Raw genomic sequence first — 23950 nt, 5'->3', positions numbered from 1 at the left:
TTGGAAAAACAAAATACCATAAGCGCTTATGTGATTCAATTTTGCAGATTTCTTAGAAACAAGGGTTTTACAATTGGACCTTTGGAGCAGTCTCAAGCATTACAAGCCTTAGAAGTTATTCCTTACGGAGATCCGGCTTATTTCAAAGGAGCACTTAGGTCTACATTGACCAAGAATAAAGCCCAATTAGACAAGTTCGATGATCTTTATTTACAGTACTGGGCCGAAGTTAAGCGTGGCGAAAACTCAAAACAAAAGGAAGTTCCGGAAGAGAAAGAAAAACCGAAACCTCAGGAATCTGGTGTTGAAGTTTTGAAAAAGTGGCTGAATGGAAATAAGGAAAATGATGAAGTTACAGTGGCTAGTTATGACGCTAAGCAAAAATTTACCGACAAGGACTTTTCAAATTTTGCCAAAGATGATGTATCTGAAACGCTTAGGCATGCTCGCTTAGTGGTTAAAAAGTGGTCTAATAAGAAGGGGCAGCGATCAGTAGATGTTAAAATGCCCATTCAACTCGATCTGAGGAAAGTGATGCGGGCAAATTTCGGGAAGGGCGATGAAATCATTTACCTCAAGTATAAAAAGCGGAAAATAGAGAAATTAAAATTGGTCCTCATCTGCGATGTAAGCAAGTCGATGGAGCTCTATTCCAAATTCTTAATCCAGTTTATGTATGGACTAAACCAAGCATCAACCAAGATAGAAACCTTTGTTTTCAGTACTCGACTGGAACGAATAACAAATAGTTTAAGCCATTACGATTTTCCGACGGTCCTTAATGCATTGAAAGAAAGTTTTGATGAATGGTCTGGAGGGACTAAAATTGGAGCCGCGTTGGAAGATTTTGCAATAAATTATGGAAGCCAATTATTAGATCATAAGACGAAGGTGGTAGTGTTAAGTGATGGCTGGGATACTGGCGAACCTGAAGTGGTAGCTCGTGCAATGAATATTATCAGTCGGAAGAGTGGAAAAATTATTTGGCTTAATCCGCTAGCTGCCAATCCTAATTTCAAACCAGATGTAGCATGTCTGAAAGCGGCCTGGCCATATATCGATGTATTTCAAGCGGCCAATAGCGTCGAAGACTTACTGAAGATTGTGATTTAGTTGTTAAAATACTAGTCCATTATTATCTGAATCGGATAACTTCATAAACCTCTCCTGCTTTATAGATTTCTTTCCCCATTGGTAATTCCATGAAAGCATCGGCATCTGTTAAGTTGGCCAAGTCGCCAGAACCATTTCCCTCGATAGGGTGGGCTAATATTTTACTTGTTTTGCTATATGTCAATTTCACTTGTGCGTAGTAAGTTAAGTTCGGTTTGAAATTTATATCAGAAGCGAGTTCGGCATATATCGTGGGTTCTGTGAGACCGAGGTGCCACCTCATCCATGATAACACATATTTGTGAGTACACATGAAAGAAGAGACTGGGTTTCCTGGTAATGCGAACACGGTCTTTCCTTCTTTAGACTTACCGAACCAGAATGGTTTGCCAGGACGTTGCTTAACCCTATGGAATAATTTTTTGACATCGAGCTGCATTAAGGCCTCAGGGATGTAATCAAATTTGCCTTTCGATACGCCACCACTCAATATTAAAACATCATATTCATTCAGAATGCCTCGAATTTTATTGGTGATTTCATCTGGATCATCTAGTAGATGAAATTGGTCGATTTCACAATTAAATTGAGTCAATGCACCTTGAATACTATAATTGTTCGATTTTCGAATCTGATGAGGTTCTGGCTTAGTATCAACATTAACCAACTCATCTCCTGAAGAAATGATTGCAATTTTAGGTCTTTGATAGATTTTTACCATGTTCTTCCCTACTGTTGCAAGGACACCTAGCTCTGGAGCTTCGATTCTCTTCCCCTTACGAAGAATTAAGTCACCTTTTTTTCTGTCTTCGCCTTCTCTATGAATGTTTTGGCCATGGGTAACCCTTTCGGCAATAATGGTAACCTTGTTGCCTTCGATTTCAAGATCTTCGTATCTGATAACAGTGTCCGAATTTTCAGGAAGCATAGCACCTGTCATTGCTTCCACGCATTCTCCGCTTTTGTGAATGCTAATTTGCTCACTTCCAGCAGCGGCAATTCCATTGATTTTAAAAGTTCTGATACCTTTGCTATAATCTTCGAATCGTATAGCGATTCCATCCATGGTTACTCTATCGAAAGGAGGAAAGTTGCGGTCAGCGTAGATATCTTCAGCAAGGTTGTAACCTTGAACATCGTTAATATTTTCTAATACAATACTAGCTACTGAACAATTGCTCAGTACAATTCTGTGTGCTTCTTCAACGGTTATCATAGTTTACAAGTTATTAATCTTAAGGGAAATATCTTGTTATTTATACAGCTTTTCTGTGGATAATGGTGCGGGAATACCTTCTCTCAAGAGCGCATCGGGAATCAGTGGTCCATATGATCGAATCATAGGAACAACGCCTGCCCAGATATCTAAATCGTAATCTGCTTTTTCATCTCCAGGATCTCCTTCTCTTCGTTTAGCGGAAGCATCTTCTATGGTCACTTCTAGAAGCATGGTAGCTTTCAGTTCTTTCGCGCTCGGGAGGCGCGCTTCTTCCCATCTTCCTTTAAGAATTTGATCAGAAACAACGGCTAAGCCTTCATTTTTTTCTTCGGCAGATTCTACCATTTTAGCTTTCCCAAAAACCACAACGGATTCGTAATTCATGGAAGAATTAAAAAGTGATCGAGCAAGGACGATTCCATTTACTTGTGTGACTGCAATACAGATGGGAATTCCAGATGCTAAGGTTTTCATCATTCTTGAACTGCCAGCGCCATGAAGATAGAGTTTGTCCTCTTTTCGGCCGTAGATGGTTGGGATGATGACGGGGTAACCTTCGTAGACAAAGGAAACATGACAGACGCAGTCTTTGTCAAGGATCTCGTAAATTTCTTCTCGGTCGTAGATGCCTCTTTTAGGAATACGTTTTACTCGAATCTTATCAGCGGGTTTTTCCTTCTTCATTTTAGGTCAATGTTTTGATTAAGGTAAGTCAAGATAAATAATTCCATTTCAAGTTGGGGGGAATTATTACTTCACCTTATGTGAGCCTATGGATATTTTTGCTGATTGTTGTAAAATATTGAGCAGTAACAACCTCGAGTATCGGCTCAGCAATCCTTGCCATCGCTCTATCCTAAGCTCGGCGTACTGATCCAAGTTTACGATCAGCATTAGCGGGAAGTTAGATGGTTTGCTTTCGAGTTAGCGAAAAATCATAGTTTCACCTTCCGTGAGCCTATGAATTTTTTTGCGGATTATGATATAATATTGAGCATTAGCAACCCTCGAATATCGGCTCAGCAATCCTTGCCATCGCTCTATTCAAAGCTCGGCGTACTGATCCAAGTTTACGATCAGCATTAGCGGGAAACTAGATGTGATTAGATTTTATTATCTTTTCGCTATTAGGAATACGCAACTCCGTTTTGGTTTCGGAACTAAAGTTTTTATTTTTGGACTTAACCATTATGATGCCGAAATGTGAAAAATCATAGTCACAATTGTTGTGAAAAACCATTTTATCAATAATTCCTATGAAATTTGCAATACTATTATTATCACTCATGATCTTTAATTGTGCAAATAATAATGAATCATTCATTCTATTTTCATGCGATGATTCTAAAGATAATGGTGAATGTTCATTAATCACTACATGCATTGAATATGTCTCAGATTCTATTTCATGGCTACCAAAAGAAGAGATTTACATTTCTTTAGAACTCCATGGAATTTCAGAAGAAGATATCAAGTTCATTTCTTCTATAGATTCAAGTTTTACAACCATTGACCCAGTAAAAATAGGTGAAGAAATAGAATGCACGGATTTAGGTTATCCCATAATTTCAAGGGAAGAGTACGATTCGAAAGAAAGAAAGGAGAATTTATTTGGTTGTAGTCCTATTTTCGTAAAGGGAAATAAGGCGGTTATCTTTGCAACATTTGAAAATAAAGACTTTTTTGTTCCACTATTAGTATTTTTTCAGAAGAACAATATAGGCGAATGGGAAGGAGTAAGAATTTTGGAGCATGGTATTGGATAGTCAGGGTTGATTAGGGAGGTTTTAGTGGCAATGAAATAACGTTTCAAGGATATGAGGCGTGCATTACAGCGATGAAGCTGAATTATGCTATAAATCTCATATTACCAATAGAGCAGATTGGGCCTAAGTAGTGCATGACATGATATATGGTGTTATGGCTCGTATGTTATCTGTCTAGTAAGGATTTGATATAATCTGGATCTCTTCTCATATCACATAAGGAAAGGACTTCTATTACCTCTTCATTATATGCATAGTAGATAAAATAGTCTTTCACAATTCTATAATAAACATCCCGATATTTAGTAACTCTGCCAGATTCTGGATATTTACTGACTTGCCTAAGTACGTCTTGGAAGTACTTATTTAGATTAAGAGAATATTTTTTTGATCCATTCCTTTCTTCCCAATATGTTAAGATGCCTTCTAATAGTTCAAGCGCTTCAGGTGACCAAATTATTTCTCTGACCATTGTTGCACTCTTTCCATAACTTCATCATTTGTATAAGTATTTCCTGCCTTAATTTGAGCAATTCCAATGTCTATACTCTTCATATGCGACTTGGGTATTTCAAAGGCTTCATTAGCTGTTTCAGCTTCTATGATGTCTATAAGATGTTCAAGGAGATAATCCTCGTGGATAGACTCTATTTTTTCCTTAAGTTTATTTTTAAGTTCTATTGTAGACATATCCTTCAATTTAGTTACTAAGATAACGATTTTTTGAGCTAAATGGTGCCAAACTCCTAATTTTGAAAATAAAATGTCTTATATCCTATTTTCTAAATAATTGATATTCAGTTAGTTGACCTGTTTTTAGTTTCTCGTATTCCTAATTGACAAATCAGGTTTAGTTTCGTAATGTGACTTTATAAGTAGATGTAAGCTCATAGATTAGGCAATTAGGTACTAATTAAGTCTCTATTGTTTAGTTGTCAGAGAGTCAGAAATTAAAGGTAGCAATGCTCAGACTTATAACTGAATATTGGTCTTACATAAGCCATAACAAGCAAATATAAGGTCTATGAGAACAACACTCATCATACTTCTGAATTGAATACATGAAATTAAGCACTCATACAGCAAGAATTGAAACATGGTAATTGAGTCATTGGGGATGGTTCTAGAATAATCTTTACTTCGTAATTTTAATATCGGCTCAGCAATCCTTGCCAACGCTCTATTCAAAGCTCGGCTTACTGATCCTAGTTTACGATCAGAATTAGCGGGAAGTTAGATGGTTTTGCTTTCGAGTTAGCGAAAAATCATAGCCTCACCTGCCGTGAGCCTATGAATTTTTTTGCGGATTATTATAAAATATTGAGCATTAGCAACCCTCGAATATCGGCTCAGCAATCCTTGCCATCGCTCTATTCAAAGCTCGGCTTACTGATCCAAGCTTACGATCAGCATTAGCGAGAAGTTAGATGGTTTGCTTTCCAGTTAGCGAAAAATCATAGCCTCACCTGCCGTGAGCCTATAAATACTTTTGTGGATTATGATAAAATATTGAGCATTAACAACCCTCGAATATCGGCTCAGCAATCCTTGCCATCGCTCTATCCTAAGCTCGGCGTACTGATCCATCTCTACGACCTTAGAAACTTTAATAACTTGTATAATGAAAAGATTAGCCCAGCAGAGATTAAAAGAAAAACGATTAATCCAAGTGGATTCATAACAACCGCTACAATTAAAGGTAGATTCGTAATTACGGTAGAAATTAAAAGCAATACGAACAGCAAAAATATAATTCCAACTACTTTTTTCATACGCTACAAGCCTAGAGTTCCATCTGAATGCCTATATAAGACTGCAAGCACAACTTGACCTACCACTCTTAGATTCCGCTTGTCAATAATGTCAATGTTATCCGCAACTGTATGATGATACGAACCAAAAGATGATTCTTTATTATCTGGATTTGGGATACTAATGATGTCTATCGTCGGTATTCCAGCTTGATTCATATATACATGATCGTCCGCAATGCCGCCTGCATTGTAATCTTGAAAAAGATCTGAGTAACCCATATTTTGAGCCAATTTCCATACTTTATCCATAACGTGTCCAGCATCTCTCATAGAATACCCTTCCCGTCCGAATCGTGCTCCTTTAGCAGCAATCATATCTAATAAAATTCCGAAATCAGCGCTATAATTTTTAGGTACCTTGTTTTTTGCCCAATATTGAGATCCAAGTGCCCAAGTAGTTACATCACCACCCATATCACCTTGGTCTTCTACATCAAATAAAATAAAGTCAACACCCATATCTATTGGGTTTTGGCTAATTGTACGAGCTAATTCTAGAATTGCAGCAACTCCACTTGCTCCATCATCCGCTCCCATGATTGGATCATCATGATTTTCTTCATCTGGATCTTTGTCGGCAATGAACCTCGTATCCCAGTGTGCACCAATAATTACCCGATCTGCATGTTCAGAGTTTATTTGTGCAATGATATTATAGCCAGGCATTTTTTGACCATTGAAAATGGTTGTATTAAATTTCTGAACTTTTACTGACAGACCAAATTCTTTAAATTTAGCAACCAACCAGTCCTTAGTAGCCTCATGTTCGGCTGTTCCAGGAATTCTAAATCCAAAGTCCAACTGCTTTTCTAAGTAAGAAAATGAGGAATCAATATTGAAAACAGGCACTTTTGCTCTCGCCTTAAGTTTGGTTTCAACAGTCTGAGGCTTAGGATCTGACTTGCAAGAAAACATTGCAAATCCAATAATCAGGAGAAAGTATAGATATTTAATTTTCATGTATGCAGATATATTTTTTCACCTTAGTAATTTTTAAATCATCATATTTTAAAAATGAATTTGCAAGATAGTTCACTGGCTAAGTTCACTAGAAACCTCACTTCTCTCCAATCCGTACTTAAGACTTAAGATTCAAGACTCCCCGCCTCCCTACTTAAAAGACCACTCCGTTCCTTCTTTGCCATCTTTAATCTGTATATCTAACGCTGCTAAACCATCTCTAATTTTATCTGAAGCAGCCCAGTTCTTTTCTTCTCGTGCTCCTTGTCTCAGTTGAATCACTAGTTGCATAACACCATCTAAAATGGCACCTGATTCTGAATCCGAAACATCTTTAAGTCCTAGAACATTGTGTACAAAAGCATTAAAATCTTTCACAAGTTTCTCTATAGTAGACGGTAATACATCCCCAAGGTTTAATTGGCCTTCTTTTAATCCATTGATCTTATTACACAATTCGAAGTATCTAGAAATAGCTTTCGGTGTATTAAAGTCATCAAGCATATCTTCTTCAGCTTGATTTAACAAGCTTAATATTTCTTCATCTAATGGAGTAGCTTTAGAACCTTTCGCCTCTAAACTACCTACAGATTTCAAACATTCCATCAGTCGTTTGTACCCTTTTTCTGCGGATAAAATTCCTTCATCTGTCAGGTTCAATTCACTTCTGTAATGAGATTGCAACATAAAGAATCTGATGATCATTGGGTGATATCCTTTAGAAACATGTGGGCTATCTCCTGTAAATAATTCTTCAGGAGAAATCGTGTTCCCGTCACTTTTAGACATCTTTCGACCATTCATTAATAGCATATTCGTATGCAACCAATAATTTGCTGGTGCACAACCACAAGCTCCGACATTCTGAGCTACTTCATTTTCGTGGTGTGGAAATTTTAAGTCATTTCCTCCACCATGAATATCGAAAGTCTTACCTAAGTATTTAGTTGACATTGCAGAACACTCTAAGTGCCAGCCTGGAAATCCTTCTCCCCATGGTGATGGCCATCTCATCAGATGTTCTGGTGAAGCGTTCATCCATATCGCAAAATCAGCTGGATGTTTCTTGTCACTTTGATTCTTTAGATCTCTGGTTTCTACTAATAAATCTTCTATCACTCTTCCAGATAGTTCGCCATATTTTCCAGTCTGTTCGGCAAATTTTATCGTGTCAAAATATACAGAACCATTTACCTCGTAACCATATCCATTTTTAATGATTTGTTCTACCATGGCAATCTGTTCCATGATATGACCAGTCGCTCTTGGCTCGATATTAGGTCTTAGGGCATTAAATATATCCATGATGTCGTGAAAGCCATTCGCATATTTCTGGACAACTTCCATCGGTTCTAGTTGATCGATTCGAGCACCCTTAGAAATTCTATCTTCCCCATCGTCTAGTAAGTGACCAACATCGGTAATATTTCGCACATATCTTACCTTATATCCTAAGTGAAGAAGTGTTCTATAAATGACATCAAATCTGACAAAGGTGAGACAGTTTCCTAAATGGACATCGCTATATACCGTCGGACCACATACATACATTCCGACTCTTCCTTCATGAATAGGTTTAAATTCCTCTTTTTTCCTGCTTAAGCTGTTGTATACACTAAGTTTCTTGTCCATAAGGTGCAAAAGTATATTTTTTTAAGTGATTTTATTTATTGGCAATCCGTATATTAAATATCTATTTCGTTATTCTTGCTTTAATTGGACAACTGATTTTATAGGATAATGATCAGAAAATCCTTCTTTCATTATTTTGTGGTCCAAAATTTTAAATTGACTATCCGTTAGGATGTAATCAATCCTTAATGCCGGTATTTTCCCTGCAAATGTGGTGCCGAATGCTCGTCCTTTCTTAATAAAACTATCATTCATGCCTGAGCTTAGAATGTGGTAAAGGTAAGACATAGGAACATCGTTAAAGTCTCCTGCTAAAATTATAGGATATGGACTTTCTAGCATATGCGCTCTAATCCTTTCGGCATGACCGATTCTGAGCGAAGCGTTGTTTTTATATCGTTTTATAATGGCCTTGACACCACTCCATGTTTCCTTATTCTGTAGGTTAACCTCTTCAATCACCTTCTCTGCAGTTCTGGTAATCTTATTCGATTCCATGTGCAGATTATATATTCTATAAGTCGTTCCTTTAATGCTGATATCCGCCCAGATGCATGAATTAATCGTAGAGACTTCAGAATGAATTTGTCCACGATCTGAAATTGGATGATTGCTGAAAATCACAGGACCTACTTTTTCTGGAGCAAAAACGTGTGGAAATTTCATTTTCTTATTCCATAATTCGATGGATCGTAAGCCTAGTTCTTGTGCACAGATGATATCGACTCCATGCTGGTCCTTCATGAATTTGAAGAATTTGTCGGTCCTAGCCTTTCTGTTTTCTTCTGTTTTGTAGATGTAATATAGGTTTTGGGTATTATAGCTAAGGATCTCTATCTGGTCTGGACTTGACATATAACCAGAGCTGTTAAATCCGATGAAGCCATTCAGGTAATTAAACCCTAGTAGGATCGTAGCAACAGAAATAAGTGCATATCGAAACTTATTAAACATCCAGAAGACTATAAAGATAAAATTGAAAAGTAGCAACCAAGGATAGAATACAGCAATTACTGAAACCGGCCAGAGGTGCTTAGGATTGGCATAAGGAGAAAGATAGGCGAAAAGCGTAACGATCACCAAGACAATATTCAGGAATAAGAAAAATTTTAAAATCTTCTTCAAATCAACTTTCGAATTAGTTTTTACTTTGGTTTTCTAAGAATTCTCGCTCTTCTTTTGTTAATCGTTGAATTCCTTTTTCTTTTATTTTATCTAAAATTTCATCGAGTCTATCAGATACTGAATATTGCTTTTCTTCTGTATCGGAGATGCTACCTGATTTTCTAGTTTTTCCTTCTGACTTAAAACTTACGGTAAGAGGACTTTTTCTTCTTGGTGCGCTTCTTTCAGAAGGTGTGAAGATAGCAACGATTTTATTTATTAGGTTGTTCATTGGCGTAGAAAGATCATATCCACTCCGCAACCCATTGACATACAAACCTCCTAATATTGCTCCACCTAAGTGAGCAAGATGCCCGCCAGTATTACTCATGTTCGAAACGGATAGCAAGTCTAGTATCAATAAAACTAGGACAATATATTTTATTCTGACCGGTCCGATAAGTATTAGATTCATTTCATAATCAGGTGCAGTAAAACCTGCCGCTACCACAATCGCCATTACTGCTGCTGATGCACCATAAGCGATCTGAGTACCCGGAGATATATAATTTGCAGATATCCAGAAGAATAGAATTCCGGCCATTATTCCATAAATGTAGATAGGAAGAACATGTTTGTCACCTAACAAGTCACCTACGATTCTACCAAACCATAGCAACATTAACATATTAAAGAGAATGTGAAAAAATCCGAAATGAGTAAATGCATGTGTAACGAAAACCCATGGATGGGTGATGTTAAACCACATACTCTCGTTGATAGAAATGTATTTCGTAACAACAGCCATTTTCGCGGCGTACTCAGGACCGGTAAAGATGAGTCCTATTTTAATTAAAATCAAAGCTAGGAAAACAGCCCCATTAATAATAATGATCCTGGAAATCATGTTTCCTGATCGGAAATAATTCTTTAAATCATCAAAAATAGAATCGAACATCTTTATTTTTTAAATGGGTTTCCATACCAAATACTAACGAGAATAAAGCCCATAATAGCGCCTCCTATGTGCGCAAAATGTGCAATTCCTGTCTGCTGGCCACTAATTCCTGAAAATAAGTCAATGGCTATAATTCCTGCAACTAAAAATTTCGCTTTAATTGGAATAGGAGGGAAAAGTAACATCAATTTCATGTTTGGAAAGAACATCGCAAAGGCTAAGAATACACCATAGATGGCTCCTGAAGCGCCTACTACTGGAACATTATATACACCATATAAACCTTGATATAGAAGTTCTGCCTCATTTCTTCCTAAACCTGTTCCCGCATATTGGCCAGTTGCCATTAAAGATTTTAACTGATCCATACTTATTAATGAAGTCAAGTCAGACATGCTATAATATTGTATGTAATCTACACCGATATGTGCGAGCAAAGCGCCTAACCCACAAGCAAGGTAGAAAATCAAAAATCGCTGAGAACCCATTCTTTTTTCTACATATGGTCCTAAGAAAAACAAACCTAACATATTAAAAAGTAAATGCGATATACCACCATGCATAAACATATGGGTGACCAACTGAATTGGCTTGAAATTTTCTGAAAGGGGCGAGTACAACATGAAATACTGGGAAAGATCTATGCCACTTAGCTCTCCTGTTAGACTTACACCTACAAAAACAATCACATTAAGGATGAGTAGATTTTTTACTACATCTGTAATATTATTCATCATACATTTACATTAACTATTGAAACGCTTTTTCAGTTCATCTATTTCGACGGTAATAAAAGTCTTATTGCCATATGCATTCGTATATGGGATTTTACAAGCAAATAAGCGATCAATAATATTATGCATTTCAGTTTCCGAAAGTGAAGTTCCTCCACGGATTGCTTTTTTCGAAGCAACACTGGCTGCCACACTTTCAGATAAACCAAGCTTCATATCTATATTGGCTTCGTACTGTGTAATTAATTCTTCTATTAGAACAGTTTCATCAATATTATCTCCTATCCCCGCTGGTAAAGCATGGATAATGAAGTCGTCTTTCCCAAATTCCTCAATTTCTAGTCCCATACAACTTAGGTCATTTTTCATGAGCCTTAATGTTTCTGCTTTCGCAGAAGAAAGTTCTATAGGTTTTGGGAATAATTTTTTCTGTGTTAGTACTTCTTGATTCTCTACCGATTCCATGAATTCCTCATAATAAATTCTTTCAGTAGCTCTTTTTTGGTCAATGATTAAAAATCCTGATTTGATCGGATTAATAATGTATTTATTGTGAATCTGGTAGGGGCGATTACTTAGCGAATCTGTCGAAATTAGAGGCCCATCATCATTAGGCATCGAACTTGGAACCCTTACAGGTAAGTCTTCATCTGATTCTATGGTAATCATTCCTTCATATATGGACTCCCAATTTTTTAGATTATCCTTTTGCAAAGGTGATTTTTCAGGCATACCGTATCCGCCTGAATCCATTCTTTTTTGCACATTGTGCTTTTGGTGGTCAAAGGTGTTCTCACGCGAGAAATCAAGTACTGGCGTTATATTATATTGACCTAAAGCATGTCTAACCGCAACTTTAATGTAGTTGTATATTAACCTTTCCTCTTCAAACTTAATTTCTTGCTTAGTTGGGTGCACATTGACATCGATGCTCGTCGGATCGATTTCTAAGAATAAGAAGTAAACTGGCGTATGGTCGCTTGCAATAAGGTCTTCATATGCAGCCTTTATGGCATGGTTAATATAGTTGCTCTTGATGAATCGTTTATTCACAAAAAGGTATTGATCTCCTCGACTCTTTTTCGACGCTTCAGGTTTTCCGATAAATCCTGACAATATTAGATTATCGGTATCTACTTCTACTGGAACCAACTTGTCATTAATAGATTTTCCAAGGACACTGACTATCCGCTGACGCAAATTGCCTGCAGACAATGACATAATGTTATTGTTGTTGTGGTAAAGCGTAAATTTTATTTCAGGGTAGGATAAGACAATTCGGTTAAATTCATCTAAGGCATGCTTGTACTCAGTCGGATCCGATTTTAGAAATTTCCTACGAGCAGGAACATTGTAGAAAAGATTTTTTATGGAAATACTTGTTCCTAAAGGTCCCTGACATGCCTCTTGTCGAGTAACTTTTGTGCCTTCTACTCTTACATTAATTGCAATATCTTTATCAGCTGTTCTAGTGATAAGGTCCACTTTAGCAACAGCTGCAATGGAAGCAAGTGCTTCACCTCTAAATCCCATGGTCTGAATAGAAAACAAGTCTTCCGTATTTCTAATCTTGGAAGTCGCATGTCTTTCGAAACACATCCTTGCGTCGGTTTCGCTCATTCCTTTCCCATTATCAACAACCTGAATGAGGGTTTTACCAGCATCTTTCAGAATGAGTTGAATTTCAGTTGCACCAGCATCAATAGCATTCTCCAACAATTCTTTCACTATGGAAGATGGTCGTTGAACCACTTCCCCTGCAGCAATTTGGTTAGCAATAGAATCAGGAAGAAGCTGAATAATATCAGCCATAAAATCAATTTTTTATTCTACCAGTTTTAATATTTCCGGCAGATATGTAGACAAAAGTAAGAAAGATAATAAAACAAGCACAACCATTGTGATCAATAATGTTCTATTAGAACGCTTGCGAATATTAGATTCGTAGCTTCTGTCAACTGATCCGCGGGTTTGGAAGCCATGTTTTATTCTTGACTTCATGGCATCAGGATCCGAAATAGCTTCCTCTTTGTTTCTTGAAATAATTTCATCAATTCTTTCTTTCCGCTCATCATAATGCCGAGGCTTGAAGTTGAATTGCTTTGGTTTTTGAGTATTGAAAAATGAGAATATTGCCATACGGTAAAATTAAGGATTTAATTGATAACGATTTAAGGAAGTGATAAGTTTTGTTTTTTAGGTCAATGTTATCACGTTCTTGATTAAAAGGTATTAAACTTATACAGATACTTATTTAGTAGATGCAGTTTGATGGTGTTTGGTTTTGATGCCATCGCTTTATTCTGTTGATACCACTTTATTAGTGATGCGAACATTCTAGGGTAGCCTAATTCGAATTAAATGTAAGCTCAAAAGTCCTCGCCTTCGTAGGTCTCAAAGCAAGGCTTTCAAGTGCAATTATGGGTGATGTTTCTTCATGAAAACGAGGTCGAATACTAGAAATTCAATGATATGACTAACCCCGACAGTTTTAATAAATCTTTTATGTCCTTGGTTTGTTGTAATAAGTCTTAAGTTTACTTTAACTTTGCGATAATAATACGGTAACCTGATGAGCGATCAAATTAAACATGAATGCGGTTTAGCCGTAGTTAGATTGTTAAAACCACTAGAGTTCTATAAAGAAAAGTATGGAACGTCATTGTATGGCCTGGATAAGATGCAATTGCTCATGCAAAAGCAGCGGAACAGAGGGCAAGATGGCGCTGGGCTAGCAACGATTAAACTAGACATGGGACCGGGGCACCGATACATCTCAAGAAAAAGGACGAATACTTCCACCTACCTTAAAGATCTTTTCGAAGGCGTATTTTCACATTTTGAAGATTTATCGCCAGAACAGATGAATAATCCAGAATGGCTGAAAAGGAATAAACCCTATACTGGCGAGTTACTTTTAGGTCACTTAAGATATGGAACACATGGTGATAATTCTATAGAAACCTGCCATCCTTTCTTAAGACAAAACAACTACATCAGTAGAAATCTTGTCGTTGCAGGTAACTTTAACCTGACTAACGTAGAAGAACTTTTCGATGAGTTAGTCACACTAGGTCAGTATCCGAAAGAGAAATCTGATACGGTTACCGTTATGGAAAAAATTGGACATTTCTTAGACGATGAAGTTCAGCGACTCCATTCATGGTTTAAGCCAGAGGGTTACAATAATCAAGAAATCAATACTTTAATATACGAGCATTTAGATATACAACGCTTTCTTCAGCGTGCCTTCAGAAAGTTTGACGGAGGATATACGATGGCTGGATTAATAGGTCATGGTGATGCATTTGTAGTAAGAGATCCAGCAGGAATCAGACCAGCATATTATTATCACGATGATGAAATAGCTGTTGTTGCTTCTGAAAGACCAGCTATTCAGACGGCAATCGATGTGCAGTACGATCAAGTTAAAGAACTTAAAAGAGGTCATGCGCTCATCATTCGAAAGAATGGGACGATCAGCGAAGAATTGATAAAAGATCAGGTAGAGAAAAAGGCGTGTTCATTCGAACGAATATATTTCAGTAGAGGAACAGATAGAGACATTTACCTAGAAAGAAAAAAATTAGGGGAATTATTATGTGAGAAGGTGTTGAAAGAAATCAACTATGATTTCAAGGATACGATTTTCTCTTTTATACCGAATACAGCGGAATCTGCTTTCTTCGGAATGATGCACGGAATGGAGGATGCATTAAATTCATTGAAGATTAAGCAAATAAAGGAATTAGGGCCTACACCGAATGTTCAAAAATTAGAAGAAATACTATCTGTAAGACCAAGATTTGAGAAATTGGCTATTAAAGATGCTAAACTCAGAACATTTATTGCGGATGACAACAGTAGAGGACTTATGGTTCCTCATATCTACGATGTGACCTACGGAATCGTGCAGAATGATATAGATACTATTGTGTTAATCGATGATTCTATTGTTAGAGGTACAACATTGAAGAATTCTATTCTTAGAATATTGGCCAGACTGAGACCTAAGAAAATTATCATTGTTTCTTCGGCACCACAGATCAGATATCCAGATTGTTATGGAATAGACATGTCTAAGATGAAAAACTTTGTTGCTTTTAGAGCATTAGTTGCGCTATTAAAGGAACATGGGAAAGAACATTTGCTTGAGGAAACATACCAAAGATGTGTCGCTATGGCAGATCTTCCAGATGATCAATTGAAAAATGAAGTTCAGCAATTATATGATGAATTTCCGTATGAAATGGTTAGTGAAAAGATAAGTGAAATTCTTACACCTCCCGATATTAAGCCGGATGTGAAAATAATTTATCAAACCATAGAATCACTTCATGAAGCTTGTCCAGGAAATTCTGGGGATTGGTATTTTTCAGGAAATTTTCCTACACCAGGAGGAATTAGAGTGGTCAATAAGGCTTTTGTAAATTACATGGAAAATGTCGACGCTAGAGCTTATGCATAGCTGATTCGTCTAAAAGTTTAAAGAATTAAATATAATAATCTAGAAGTTTTACTATTTTGATAGCAAAACAGTTCTATGAAAAAGATATTTACTATTCAAACATTATTTTTTGCCCTAATATTTATAGGCGGCATTTGCGTTAATAACATAAGTGCACAATGTGAAACTTGGACCGAACCAACTACTACAACTTCGTGGGGAGACTTTAATGATATGTTCGGTGGTGCACCTTGCGAAGGCGAAACGGGTTGCCAAACCAACGAAATTACAGACTTTCAAGTATATGCATCGGAATCTTATCTAATCAATAAATTTATCAAGGGTGGTGAGTATTCATTCAGTATGTGTAATGGGCCAGGCGCAGGATCTTGGGTGCCAGAATTTACAATTGTCGCACCAAGTGGGGCAATCGATGCTTTTGGTGCTGGAGATGGCGATTCTTGTACGATTTCTTGGATAGCTACTGAATCTGGTAGTTACACCATTATTATTAATGAATTAGATTCATGTGGCACACTGTCTAATTCTACTGTGGATAATGGGTATCCTGCAATAACTTGTCTTGGGAATACACCTTGCCCTGATTATTGTAATGATTGGACAAGTCCTGCACCAGGTGGCGGATGGACAGATTTTAATACTAATTTCGGAGGAGCGCCGTGTGATGATGGATCAGGATGTGCTGTTAATGAAATTACAGACTTTGAAGTTTTTGCTTCTGAAGCTTATTCAATTGATAATTTTCAAGAAGGAGGTGAATATTCATTTAGCATGTGTAATGGACCAGGAGCAGGTACTTGGGTTCCTAGATTTACAATCATAGCGCCGAGTGGTGAAGTAGATGCTGAGGGAGGTGGAGATGGCGATTCTTGTACCATTTCATGGACGGCTTCTGAATCAGGAACTTATTTAATTGTTATAAATGAGGAAGGGTTCTGTGGAGATGGAGACAATACAGATGTAGCAAATGGTTTCCCAGCAATAACATGTCTAGGAAATACAATGTGTGATACGACTATGGCCGCTTGTGCAGTCGGTAGTATTGCATCTGAAACGAATGTTGTTGTTTGTGGTGATCAGGATTCGGTAATTATATTAATGGAAAATGTAACGATACCTGATGGAGGAGGAATCGCATATGGGTTCGCTCCTGGAGAAGGTGGAACCGGAGGAAATGGGACAGGGTTTTCAATAACGGGCTCTAGTGTCTCTACGGCTTTCGATAATGGAATCGGTGGATTACTTGAAGCAAATAACTTACCTATTCTTCAAGGAGAATGGATCATAACACCTTTTATTTATACAGAAGCTGGAAATGCAGCTAATTCATTATGTGAGTTATCTGATTCTACGATAACGGCGTATTTCAACTCCGATCTTGCAATCGAGGTTACAGACCTTGGCAGTGGATCTGCTATGGTTACTGCCAGTGGAGGATCGGAACCTTACACTTATGCTTGGTCAGATCCTGATAGTGGAACAACAGGAACCATAGAAGGTCTTTCAGAAGGGGACTATAATGTAACGGTAACAGATGCTGTTGGTTGTAGCTCTGTTGGAACAGTAACTGTTATGATTAGTGCGGTATCTAATTTAAAAGATGTTCAGCATTTTTCTGTAGCGCCAAATCCAACTACTGGCCAAATTTGGGTTAACTATGAACTAAATGAGTCAAGCAGTGTAAATCTTAAGCTGATGGACATTAACGGAAGATTAATGCAATCAGAAAGCTATCATTCAAGTTCAGAGAAGATCGCATTGGATTTAGCAAAGTACTCGAATGGAGTTTATTTTATTAATATAGAAACAGAAAGCGAAACGATTATCAGAAAGATCATTTTAGCTAAGTAAAAATATAATCCCTGGTACTTTTAGGCGCTGCGTGCTTAAAAGTAACAGGGATATATAACTTACCTCTCTCGAGCTGTATCTAAGCTCCGTTATATTTTCTACCGTATTTATTTCTGTAGGTAAAGCTTTTCCTCTATTGCTATAAATGGTACATCATATAAGTGTTATCATTTTAGTGATCCAATGATCGTAAAGGTTGATTTTCAAGTTTAAGAGGGATTTATATAAGTTTCCATTACACTTTAGTACATTCGTTCCAACCAAATTCGTAAAGCCACAATGCGAAACATATTAATCATAGGTGCAGGACGATCCTGTACTCGTCTAATTAAGTATCTATTAGACAAATCCGAAGAGGAGAATATCTTTATTACTATTGGAGATATTTCTGAAGAAACTGCTAAGAAATATACTCAAGGACATGCTAATGCTAAAGGCATGCAGCTTGATATTTTTGAAATAGATAAGCGTCGGGCTGCAATCCAAGCTGCTGATCTTATTATTTCAATGCTACCTGCTCGATTTCATATCGAAGTCGCAAAAGATTGTATTAACTACAATAAGAATTTAGTTACGGCCTCCTATATAAGCGATGAAATGCAAGCTCTGGATGAAGAAGCAAAAGCCAAAGGATTGGTATTCATGAACGAAATAGGCGTAGATCCGGGCATCGATCATATGAGCGCAATGCAAGTGATCGATAGAATACGTGACCAAGGAGGCAAGATGATTATGTTCGAATCATTCACGGGAGGACTAGTAGCACCAGAGTCAGATAATAATCTATGGCATTATAAATTTACTTGGAATCCTAGGAATGTAGTTTTGGCAGGACAGGGTGGAGCGGCTGAGTTCATCCAAGAAGGTTCGTATAAGTATATTCCTTATCACAGGTTGTTTAGAAGAACTGAGTTTCTTGATATAGATGGATATGGAAGGTTCGAAGGTTATGCTAATCGTAATTCACTGAAATATCGAAAGATTTATGGGTTGGATGATATTGGGACATTATTTAGAGGAACTATGCGTAGAGTTGGTTTTAGCAAAGCATGGAATATGTTTGTTCAGCTAGGGATGACGGATGATAGTTATGTGATTCCAGACTCAGCTAAAATGAGCTATAGAGATTTTATCAATTTATTTCTCGCTTACTCTCCTACAGATTCTGTTGAACTAAAAATGAGGTATGCATTAAAGATTGAGCAAGATGATTTAATGTGGTACAAACTTCTGGAGTTGGATATATTTAACGCTGAAAAGAAGATCGGCATAGAAAATGCAACACCTGCACAAGCACTCCAGAAGATTCTGATGGATAAATGGACTTTACGACAAGATGAAAAAGACATGATCGTGATGTATCACAAATTTGGATATGTTCTTCAAGATGAAAAATATCAGATCGATAGTAATATGGTCCTTATAGGTGAAGATCAAACCTATACTGCTATGGCAGCCACTGTTGGGCTACCAGTCGCTATTGCAGCGCTTAAAATTTTAAATAAGGAAATTACAACTCCCGGCGTTCAGTTACCTATATCCAAAGAGGTTTACGAACCAATTTTGAATGAGTTAAAAGGTTATGGAATACATTTCAAGGAAAAAGAAGTGCCCTATTTAGGATACAATCCGAATGGAGGCGTCATTGGATAAAAGGAAGTTTGGGTTATCATCTGAATATTCCAATTGTTATCTTTTGGCATATCTAGGTTGTAACCCAAACTTTATTGATCAGATGTGATCCTAGAACTTTAATGTATCTGGAAGAAACTTAGCAGCTAAGTCTTCGTAATAAGGTCTTAATTCTTTTACATTCGGCGGTACTGCAGCTTTAGAATACAGATCATATTTATTAAAGGTATCTACCCACTTGAACATTTCATGGTCATGTTTCACCATCAAGTGATCATACGCATTCTCTCTGTGCTGAGAGTAGAAGCTGTGATATCTAAGCATCGCTAGACCTTCTTCAGGTAGGTAATCTTTCATAATGTGATAGATGTACTCATCATGACCCCAAGACATATGAACGTTGTCTAGTCCACAATGTTCTTCATAGACACCGTATTTGGTGTTGTAATCTTTATTTGTGCTATCTGGATTCAAGCTGAAAAACTCTGGATAGACAATCTTGTCCGAGAACTTACAACCTACAGGGAAAGTATCTCCTACTACAGCCCATTGTGGTTCACCGAAAAGACATAGCACTTTTCCTAAATCATGAAGAAATCCTGTTAGTACGAACCAATCTGGATGACCATCTGCACGAATCGCCTCAGAAGTTTGAAGCAAATGTTGCGTTTGGTCCAGGTCTGTATCTGGATCGCTATCATCGACTAAAGTGTTCAGAAATTCTACAGCATCCCAAAGCTTCATTTCTCTCATATTCAATGAAAGATATTGCTTCTCTTTCCCAAGAACGAAGTCGTAAGTTTGAAACTCGTGATTGGTTTTGTAGAATTGTTTAACGGTATCTATTCCGGGTGCATCGTAGTTCCGAAATTCTTCTTTGGCTTTTTCCTGATTTTCAGGATACCTTTGTAAAACATCATCTTCCCACATTTCCATAACATCATATGCTTCCTTTTTCTGTTCTTTTGTTAATTCTTTTTTCATTTTTTTTTTTAATTTCCAACAGTTACTGCAAAATATAACATCATAAGCACCAGAACGACCATTACCCATGCTAAGATAAAGCCAGTCCAGTCTAATTTTTTCCATTTATAAAACTCCCAATCTGATTTGGGAAACACTAGTATGCTTTCAGTCGAAGTGAAATTTTCCCTTGCTTCTTGTACGATCTCTCTATCACGGGATTTACTTTCTTCACTTACTGGGGTTCTCATTTTCGAATAAAAATCGATCAATAATTGATCTTCGTCCCGCTTCCATAATAATGATCCTAAGATCAATAAGATAAACGGAAAAATCAATCGAATTAGCATTCGAATGGATTCATTTAATGCGAAAGGATTTTTACTCAGATCAAAACCTAAGGCATTGATCAAAACCAATTCTAAATATATATAACCAGAGCCTTCTAGGACTCCACTATCATTTGTTTTAACTTTTTTTGACCAAAAAATAGACTTTTTAGGTAGTTGAAATGATTTAGTGTAAGGTTCACCAAGTACAAGTTCTGTTGGCCTCGGAGTACTAGCAATAACAACACTGTTAGCTTCCCATTCTTTAATTTCTTTGTTTCTCAGGTCGATATCCATACTTTTCACAGCATATTGGCGCTCTATTGGCGGAGGTGCTGTTTGCTTAAGCAAAGTTGGTGAAGTTTTCAATTGAGGAAAAAGTAATGGTAGTAAAATCGGGATTAAATAAAAGATTGCAAATGATGCTCCGATACTTAACCATGCTCCTGTCGCATTTGCTTTTCTCCACTTTAGCCCCAGCCAAAATGCAGCAGCAAAAATTACAAAGAATTCCCAGATGAATTTTAAGATCTGGAGAATGTCATCAAATTGAGTAGTTATTATCGCCCCTCCGATTAGGAATGAAGCTCCAGCGATTCGGCCGACGAAAATAAGTCTTGACTCTGAAGCATTCGGGAAGAATGGTTTATATAAGTTACTTACTATTAATCCTGAAACGGTGAGCATTAAACAATCAGCTGTAGACATCAATGCAGCCATCATGCTGGCTAGCATTAATCCAACTAAGCCGATGTTCAAAGAACCAAGTAATTCTCTTGTAGCATGCCCCCACACCAAGTCAGAATTGGTGATTTCACCACTGTATAATAGTATGGCAGCTAAACCTAACATTCCCCATAATACTGTAATGACTCTTTTCATAAAGGTCCCTGTCACAAATCCTACTCTGGCTGACATCTCATCTTTTGCTGCTCCAGCAGTTACCAATTGATTCGGTTGCGTAACAACTGTTATCCCCGATACTAAGGCAGCTGTCAAAATAAAATACCAAGTAAAATCTATGGTTTGGGGCGACCCGAATATTTCAAAAAAGTGTTCAGGCAAATTTTGATGTAGATTTTCAAGGGCATTTAGTACGCCTTCTCCTCCATAACGGTCGTTAATAGAAGACCAAGCAAAAGGCAGTAAAATGATCGAAAGAAAAACGATGAAAACACCTTGAAGCAGATCGGTATATATAGCTGCTTCTAGTCCTCCTAACACGGTGTATAGGATCACTAATAAGCAAATCCCCCATATTAAATAGCCTGAATTTAAATGGGAGAAAAGGGACCTTGGTTTTTCTATCCTTAGCCTATCTAATTGTGCTTTTTCTGTTTGTGACAAGCTTAATAAATCTTTGCTTTCCAAGACTTTCAGCTCTAAGGCTCGTTCTCTTTCTGAAACTTCATCTTGAGATAAACTTTCTATACTTTTAGGCGTCATGGCTTGGGCAGTTTTCGATACTGCCATGTATCCAACAGAGAGAAGCCCCATCATTCCTATGGAAGCGATGATGGCATAAGTTGCAGCCATTTTTTTAGATCCATATCTTTCGAGATAGAAGTCTCCCATGGTTAGCATTCTTAGTCGTCGTAACCAAGGTGCTGTAATCCAGAACAATGGCGTAACGAAAAGCATCAATAAGGAACTCCATATTCCTGAGGCACCATTATTAAAAGTTGTAGTCGCAACTCCTGCGGGTCCATCAGCGGATGTAGCTTGACCAAATGAAGCGAATGTGCTCGTCAGTTTTCCGAACTTTCTTCCTCCTAGTAAATAATCTTCTTGAGATTTAATATTGAAACTTGCTCTTATGCCTATGTAGATAATGATCCCGAAGTATATAAGCATTATACCTAAATCCACATATGAAAGCCCCAGAATCATTTACTTGATTTTTTTTATTTTTGGAATGGTGAGATTTGTAAGATGCTCTTCATTCGGGAATATTGAGTTGCTTACCAGAATGCTCTTACAATTAACTTTTGTGATACCTTCCTTAAAATATGATGGCCGAGTTTTGCCCCATTTCACTTCCGAATTGTGAATAGAAACATCTTTCACATTCATCAGATAGAAACCAGATGTCCCTTCTTCCACTAAAGGCGGACCTTCACACGGACGGCAATCATAGATGCCGCCACGATATGCAGTGGTTTTATTTATCTTAAGATCGATGTTGTTAAATTTAATGTTTCTAATTTTATTTTGTTCTTCGGCTCCTACGAATATACCATTTTCGCTACTACATTTTATATTAGTAATGGTAATGTCTTTAACTTCACCAACGAATCCTTTAGAGGCGCCATTCGGCAATCTGATTCCGCTATCCTTATCATTGGTAGTGGCTCTAGGGAAAGCAGTAATGTAAACGGGCTCCGCTTTTCCCCACCAAACATCAGAAAAAAGTCGGCAATTCATTATAATATTCGAAATGAGAATATTCGAAATTGTGCCTTCATCTCTATTTTGTATGCCTATTCCTCTATTGCTATTTTTAATGATGCAATTGCTAATGATGACATTTTCGATGGCGTCTACATTTTCAGAGCCAAATTTTATCGCACAAGATGTGGAAACAAGTGTGCATCCATTAACAGTGATGTCAGTGCATGGGCCATATTCAGAATATTCACGTCTATTTTTAAAGCAAATGCAATCATCGCCAGATTCTATATGACAATTACTGATATTTACATTTTGACAATGATCAAGGTCAATGCCGTCACCATTACGGATTTTTAAATTATTATAGATAGAAATGTTACTGATCAAGACATCTTTGCACCCAACAAAATGGAGCCCCCAGTAAGCAGCATCTTTAAAAGTGATGTTGTGAACTTTTATATTATGACCTCCGACAAGGGTTAAGATATGAGGCCTAGGATCGATAATGTCAAATGGTTTCAGTTCATATGCACCATGACTTTCACGACCCATAAAGGCCATTCCATTTCCATCGATGATTCCACCTCCTGTTATAACAACATTGTTCAGGTCTTCGCCTCCGATCCAGATGCTACCTTCACCTTTATTTTCCTTGAACGCACTTTTGTGGTATACGCTTTCATCAGCAATCGCTTGTAGAATTGCTCCGGTTTGAACATGAAATTCAATATTGGACGCTAGGTCAAAGGGGCCGCTAAGAAAAGTGAATCCCCCTGGAATAAGCACTCTGCCTCCTCCGTTTTCCGAACAAGTTTTAATGGTTTTCTGAATTGATTCAGAATCATCATTAATCCCATTGCCTATTGCACCAAAATTTAGTATGTTGTATTCATTCATATGTTATGTCCTACATTACTACATATTGCAATATATTATTTATATCTTTAAAATCAGGCTATTGGAGGCATTTTTTGATGTTAAAAAATAGCAATACATTGGAAAAATTAGAAATGCAG

The 23950-nt window shown here is 37.3% G+C and carries 19 protein-coding genes; 5 read left to right on the top strand and 14 right to left on the bottom strand.

Features of this window, described 5'->3' with window-relative positions:
- Positions 1–1113 carry a vWA domain-containing protein gene (locus L2586_RS04530; protein WP_235291601.1) on the top strand — a complete coding sequence of 371 codons (1113 nt, stop codon included), beginning with the start codon at positions 1–3 and terminating at the stop codon, positions 1111–1113.
- Positions 1114–1135: 22 nt separating this feature from the next.
- Here L2586_RS04530 and L2586_RS04525 read toward each other — a convergent pair whose 3' ends face one another.
- Together L2586_RS04525 and L2586_RS04520 are read right to left on the bottom strand one after the other, a co-directional pair.
- On the bottom strand, positions 1136–2329 hold the full coding sequence (locus L2586_RS04525; protein ID WP_235291600.1) for a molybdopterin molybdotransferase MoeA: 1194 nt from the start codon (positions 2327–2329) through the stop codon (positions 1136–1138).
- 36 nt (positions 2330–2365) lie between these two features.
- Complete coding sequence (locus L2586_RS04520; protein WP_235291599.1) at positions 2366–3016, bottom strand: pyridoxamine 5'-phosphate oxidase family protein; 651 nt, start codon at positions 3014–3016, stop codon at positions 2366–2368.
- 572 nt (positions 3017–3588) lie between these two features.
- Here L2586_RS04520 and L2586_RS04515 point away from each other — a divergent pair.
- Entirely contained in the window at positions 3589–4098 is a 510-nt protein-coding gene (locus tag L2586_RS04515) for a hypothetical protein (RefSeq protein WP_235291598.1), read from the top strand.
- Between the two features lie 166 nt (positions 4099–4264).
- On the opposite strand, the gene L2586_RS04510 is transcribed toward L2586_RS04515, so the two are convergent.
- The 9 genes from L2586_RS04510 to L2586_RS04470 form a co-directional block, all read right to left on the bottom strand.
- Entirely contained in the window at positions 4265–4570 is a 306-nt protein-coding gene (locus L2586_RS04510) for a type II toxin-antitoxin system RelE/ParE family toxin (RefSeq protein ID WP_235291597.1), read from the bottom strand.
- Positions 4555–4788, bottom strand: coding sequence for a hypothetical protein (locus tag L2586_RS04505; protein ID WP_235291596.1), 234 nt, complete (start codon positions 4786–4788; stop codon positions 4555–4557). The genes L2586_RS04510 and L2586_RS04505 overlap by 16 nt, the downstream gene beginning before the upstream one ends.
- A 1085-nt stretch (positions 4789–5873) precedes the next feature.
- Positions 5874–6872 carry a M28 family peptidase gene (locus L2586_RS04500; RefSeq protein ID WP_235291595.1) on the bottom strand — a complete coding sequence of 333 codons (999 nt, stop codon included), beginning with the start codon at positions 6870–6872 and terminating at the stop codon, positions 5874–5876.
- 150 nt (positions 6873–7022) lie between these two features.
- Positions 7023–8504, bottom strand: coding sequence for a cysteine--tRNA ligase (cysS, locus tag L2586_RS04495; protein ID WP_235291594.1), 1482 nt, complete (start codon positions 8502–8504; stop codon positions 7023–7025).
- Between the two features lie 69 nt (positions 8505–8573).
- A complete protein-coding gene (locus L2586_RS04490) occupies positions 8574–9629 on the bottom strand; it encodes an endonuclease/exonuclease/phosphatase family protein (protein ID WP_235291593.1) in 1056 nt (351 codons plus the stop codon).
- A gap of 13 nt (positions 9630–9642) precedes the next feature.
- Entirely contained in the window at positions 9643–10566 is a 924-nt protein-coding gene (locus L2586_RS04485) for a rhomboid family intramembrane serine protease (protein ID WP_235291592.1), read from the bottom strand.
- A 2-nt stretch (positions 10567–10568) separates the two neighbouring features.
- A complete protein-coding gene (locus L2586_RS04480; RefSeq protein WP_235291591.1) occupies positions 10569–11303 on the bottom strand; it encodes a rhomboid family intramembrane serine protease in 735 nt (244 codons plus the stop codon).
- Between the two features lie 9 nt (positions 11304–11312).
- Positions 11313–13112: a DNA mismatch repair endonuclease MutL gene (gene mutL, locus L2586_RS04475; RefSeq protein ID WP_235291590.1), complete on the bottom strand. Its 1800-nt coding sequence runs from the start codon at positions 13110–13112 to the stop codon at positions 11313–11315.
- A 12-nt stretch (positions 13113–13124) separates the two neighbouring features.
- On the bottom strand, positions 13125–13439 hold the full coding sequence (locus tag L2586_RS04470; RefSeq protein WP_235291589.1) for a hypothetical protein: 315 nt from the start codon (positions 13437–13439) through the stop codon (positions 13125–13127).
- 433 nt (positions 13440–13872) lie between these two features.
- On the opposite strand from L2586_RS04470, the gene L2586_RS04465 reads away from it, so the two are divergent.
- The 3 genes from L2586_RS04465 (at position 13873) to L2586_RS04455 (ending at position 19272) form a co-directional block, all read left to right on the top strand.
- On the top strand, positions 13873–15768 hold the full coding sequence (locus tag L2586_RS04465) for an amidophosphoribosyltransferase (RefSeq protein ID WP_235291588.1): 1896 nt from the start codon (positions 13873–13875) through the stop codon (positions 15766–15768).
- 75 nt (positions 15769–15843) lie between these two features.
- The gene (locus L2586_RS04460; RefSeq protein ID WP_235291587.1) at positions 15844–17619 is read left to right on the top strand and encodes a T9SS type A sorting domain-containing protein; all 1776 of its coding nucleotides are present in this window, start codon (positions 15844–15846) and stop codon (positions 17617–17619) included.
- A 279-nt stretch (positions 17620–17898) separates the two neighbouring features.
- Positions 17899–19272, top strand: coding sequence for a saccharopine dehydrogenase family protein (locus L2586_RS04455; RefSeq protein WP_235291586.1), 1374 nt, complete (start codon positions 17899–17901; stop codon positions 19270–19272).
- Positions 19273–19362: 90 nt separating this feature from the next.
- On the opposite strand, the gene L2586_RS04450 is transcribed toward L2586_RS04455, so the two are convergent.
- From L2586_RS04450 to L2586_RS04440, 3 genes are read right to left on the bottom strand one after another with little or no spacing between them, the layout of a single operon-like run.
- Positions 19363–20235, bottom strand: coding sequence for an inositol oxygenase (locus tag L2586_RS04450; RefSeq protein ID WP_235291585.1), 873 nt, complete (start codon positions 20233–20235; stop codon positions 19363–19365).
- 8 nt (positions 20236–20243) lie between these two features.
- On the bottom strand, positions 20244–22433 hold the full coding sequence (locus L2586_RS04445) for a sodium:solute symporter family protein (RefSeq protein WP_235291584.1): 2190 nt from the start codon (positions 22431–22433) through the stop codon (positions 20244–20246).
- Positions 22434–23831, bottom strand: coding sequence for a glycoside hydrolase family 28 protein (locus tag L2586_RS04440; RefSeq protein ID WP_235291583.1), 1398 nt, complete (start codon positions 23829–23831; stop codon positions 22434–22436).
- Positions 23832–23950 lie beyond the last annotated feature (119 nt).

The sequence above is a fragment of the Portibacter lacus genome, assembly GCF_021533215.1.
Classification (GTDB): domain Bacteria; phylum Bacteroidota; class Bacteroidia; order Chitinophagales; family Saprospiraceae; genus Portibacter; species Portibacter lacus.
The sequence above is the reverse complement of the archived record's forward strand: the minus strand, read 5'-3'. Positions and strand labels throughout refer to the sequence as shown.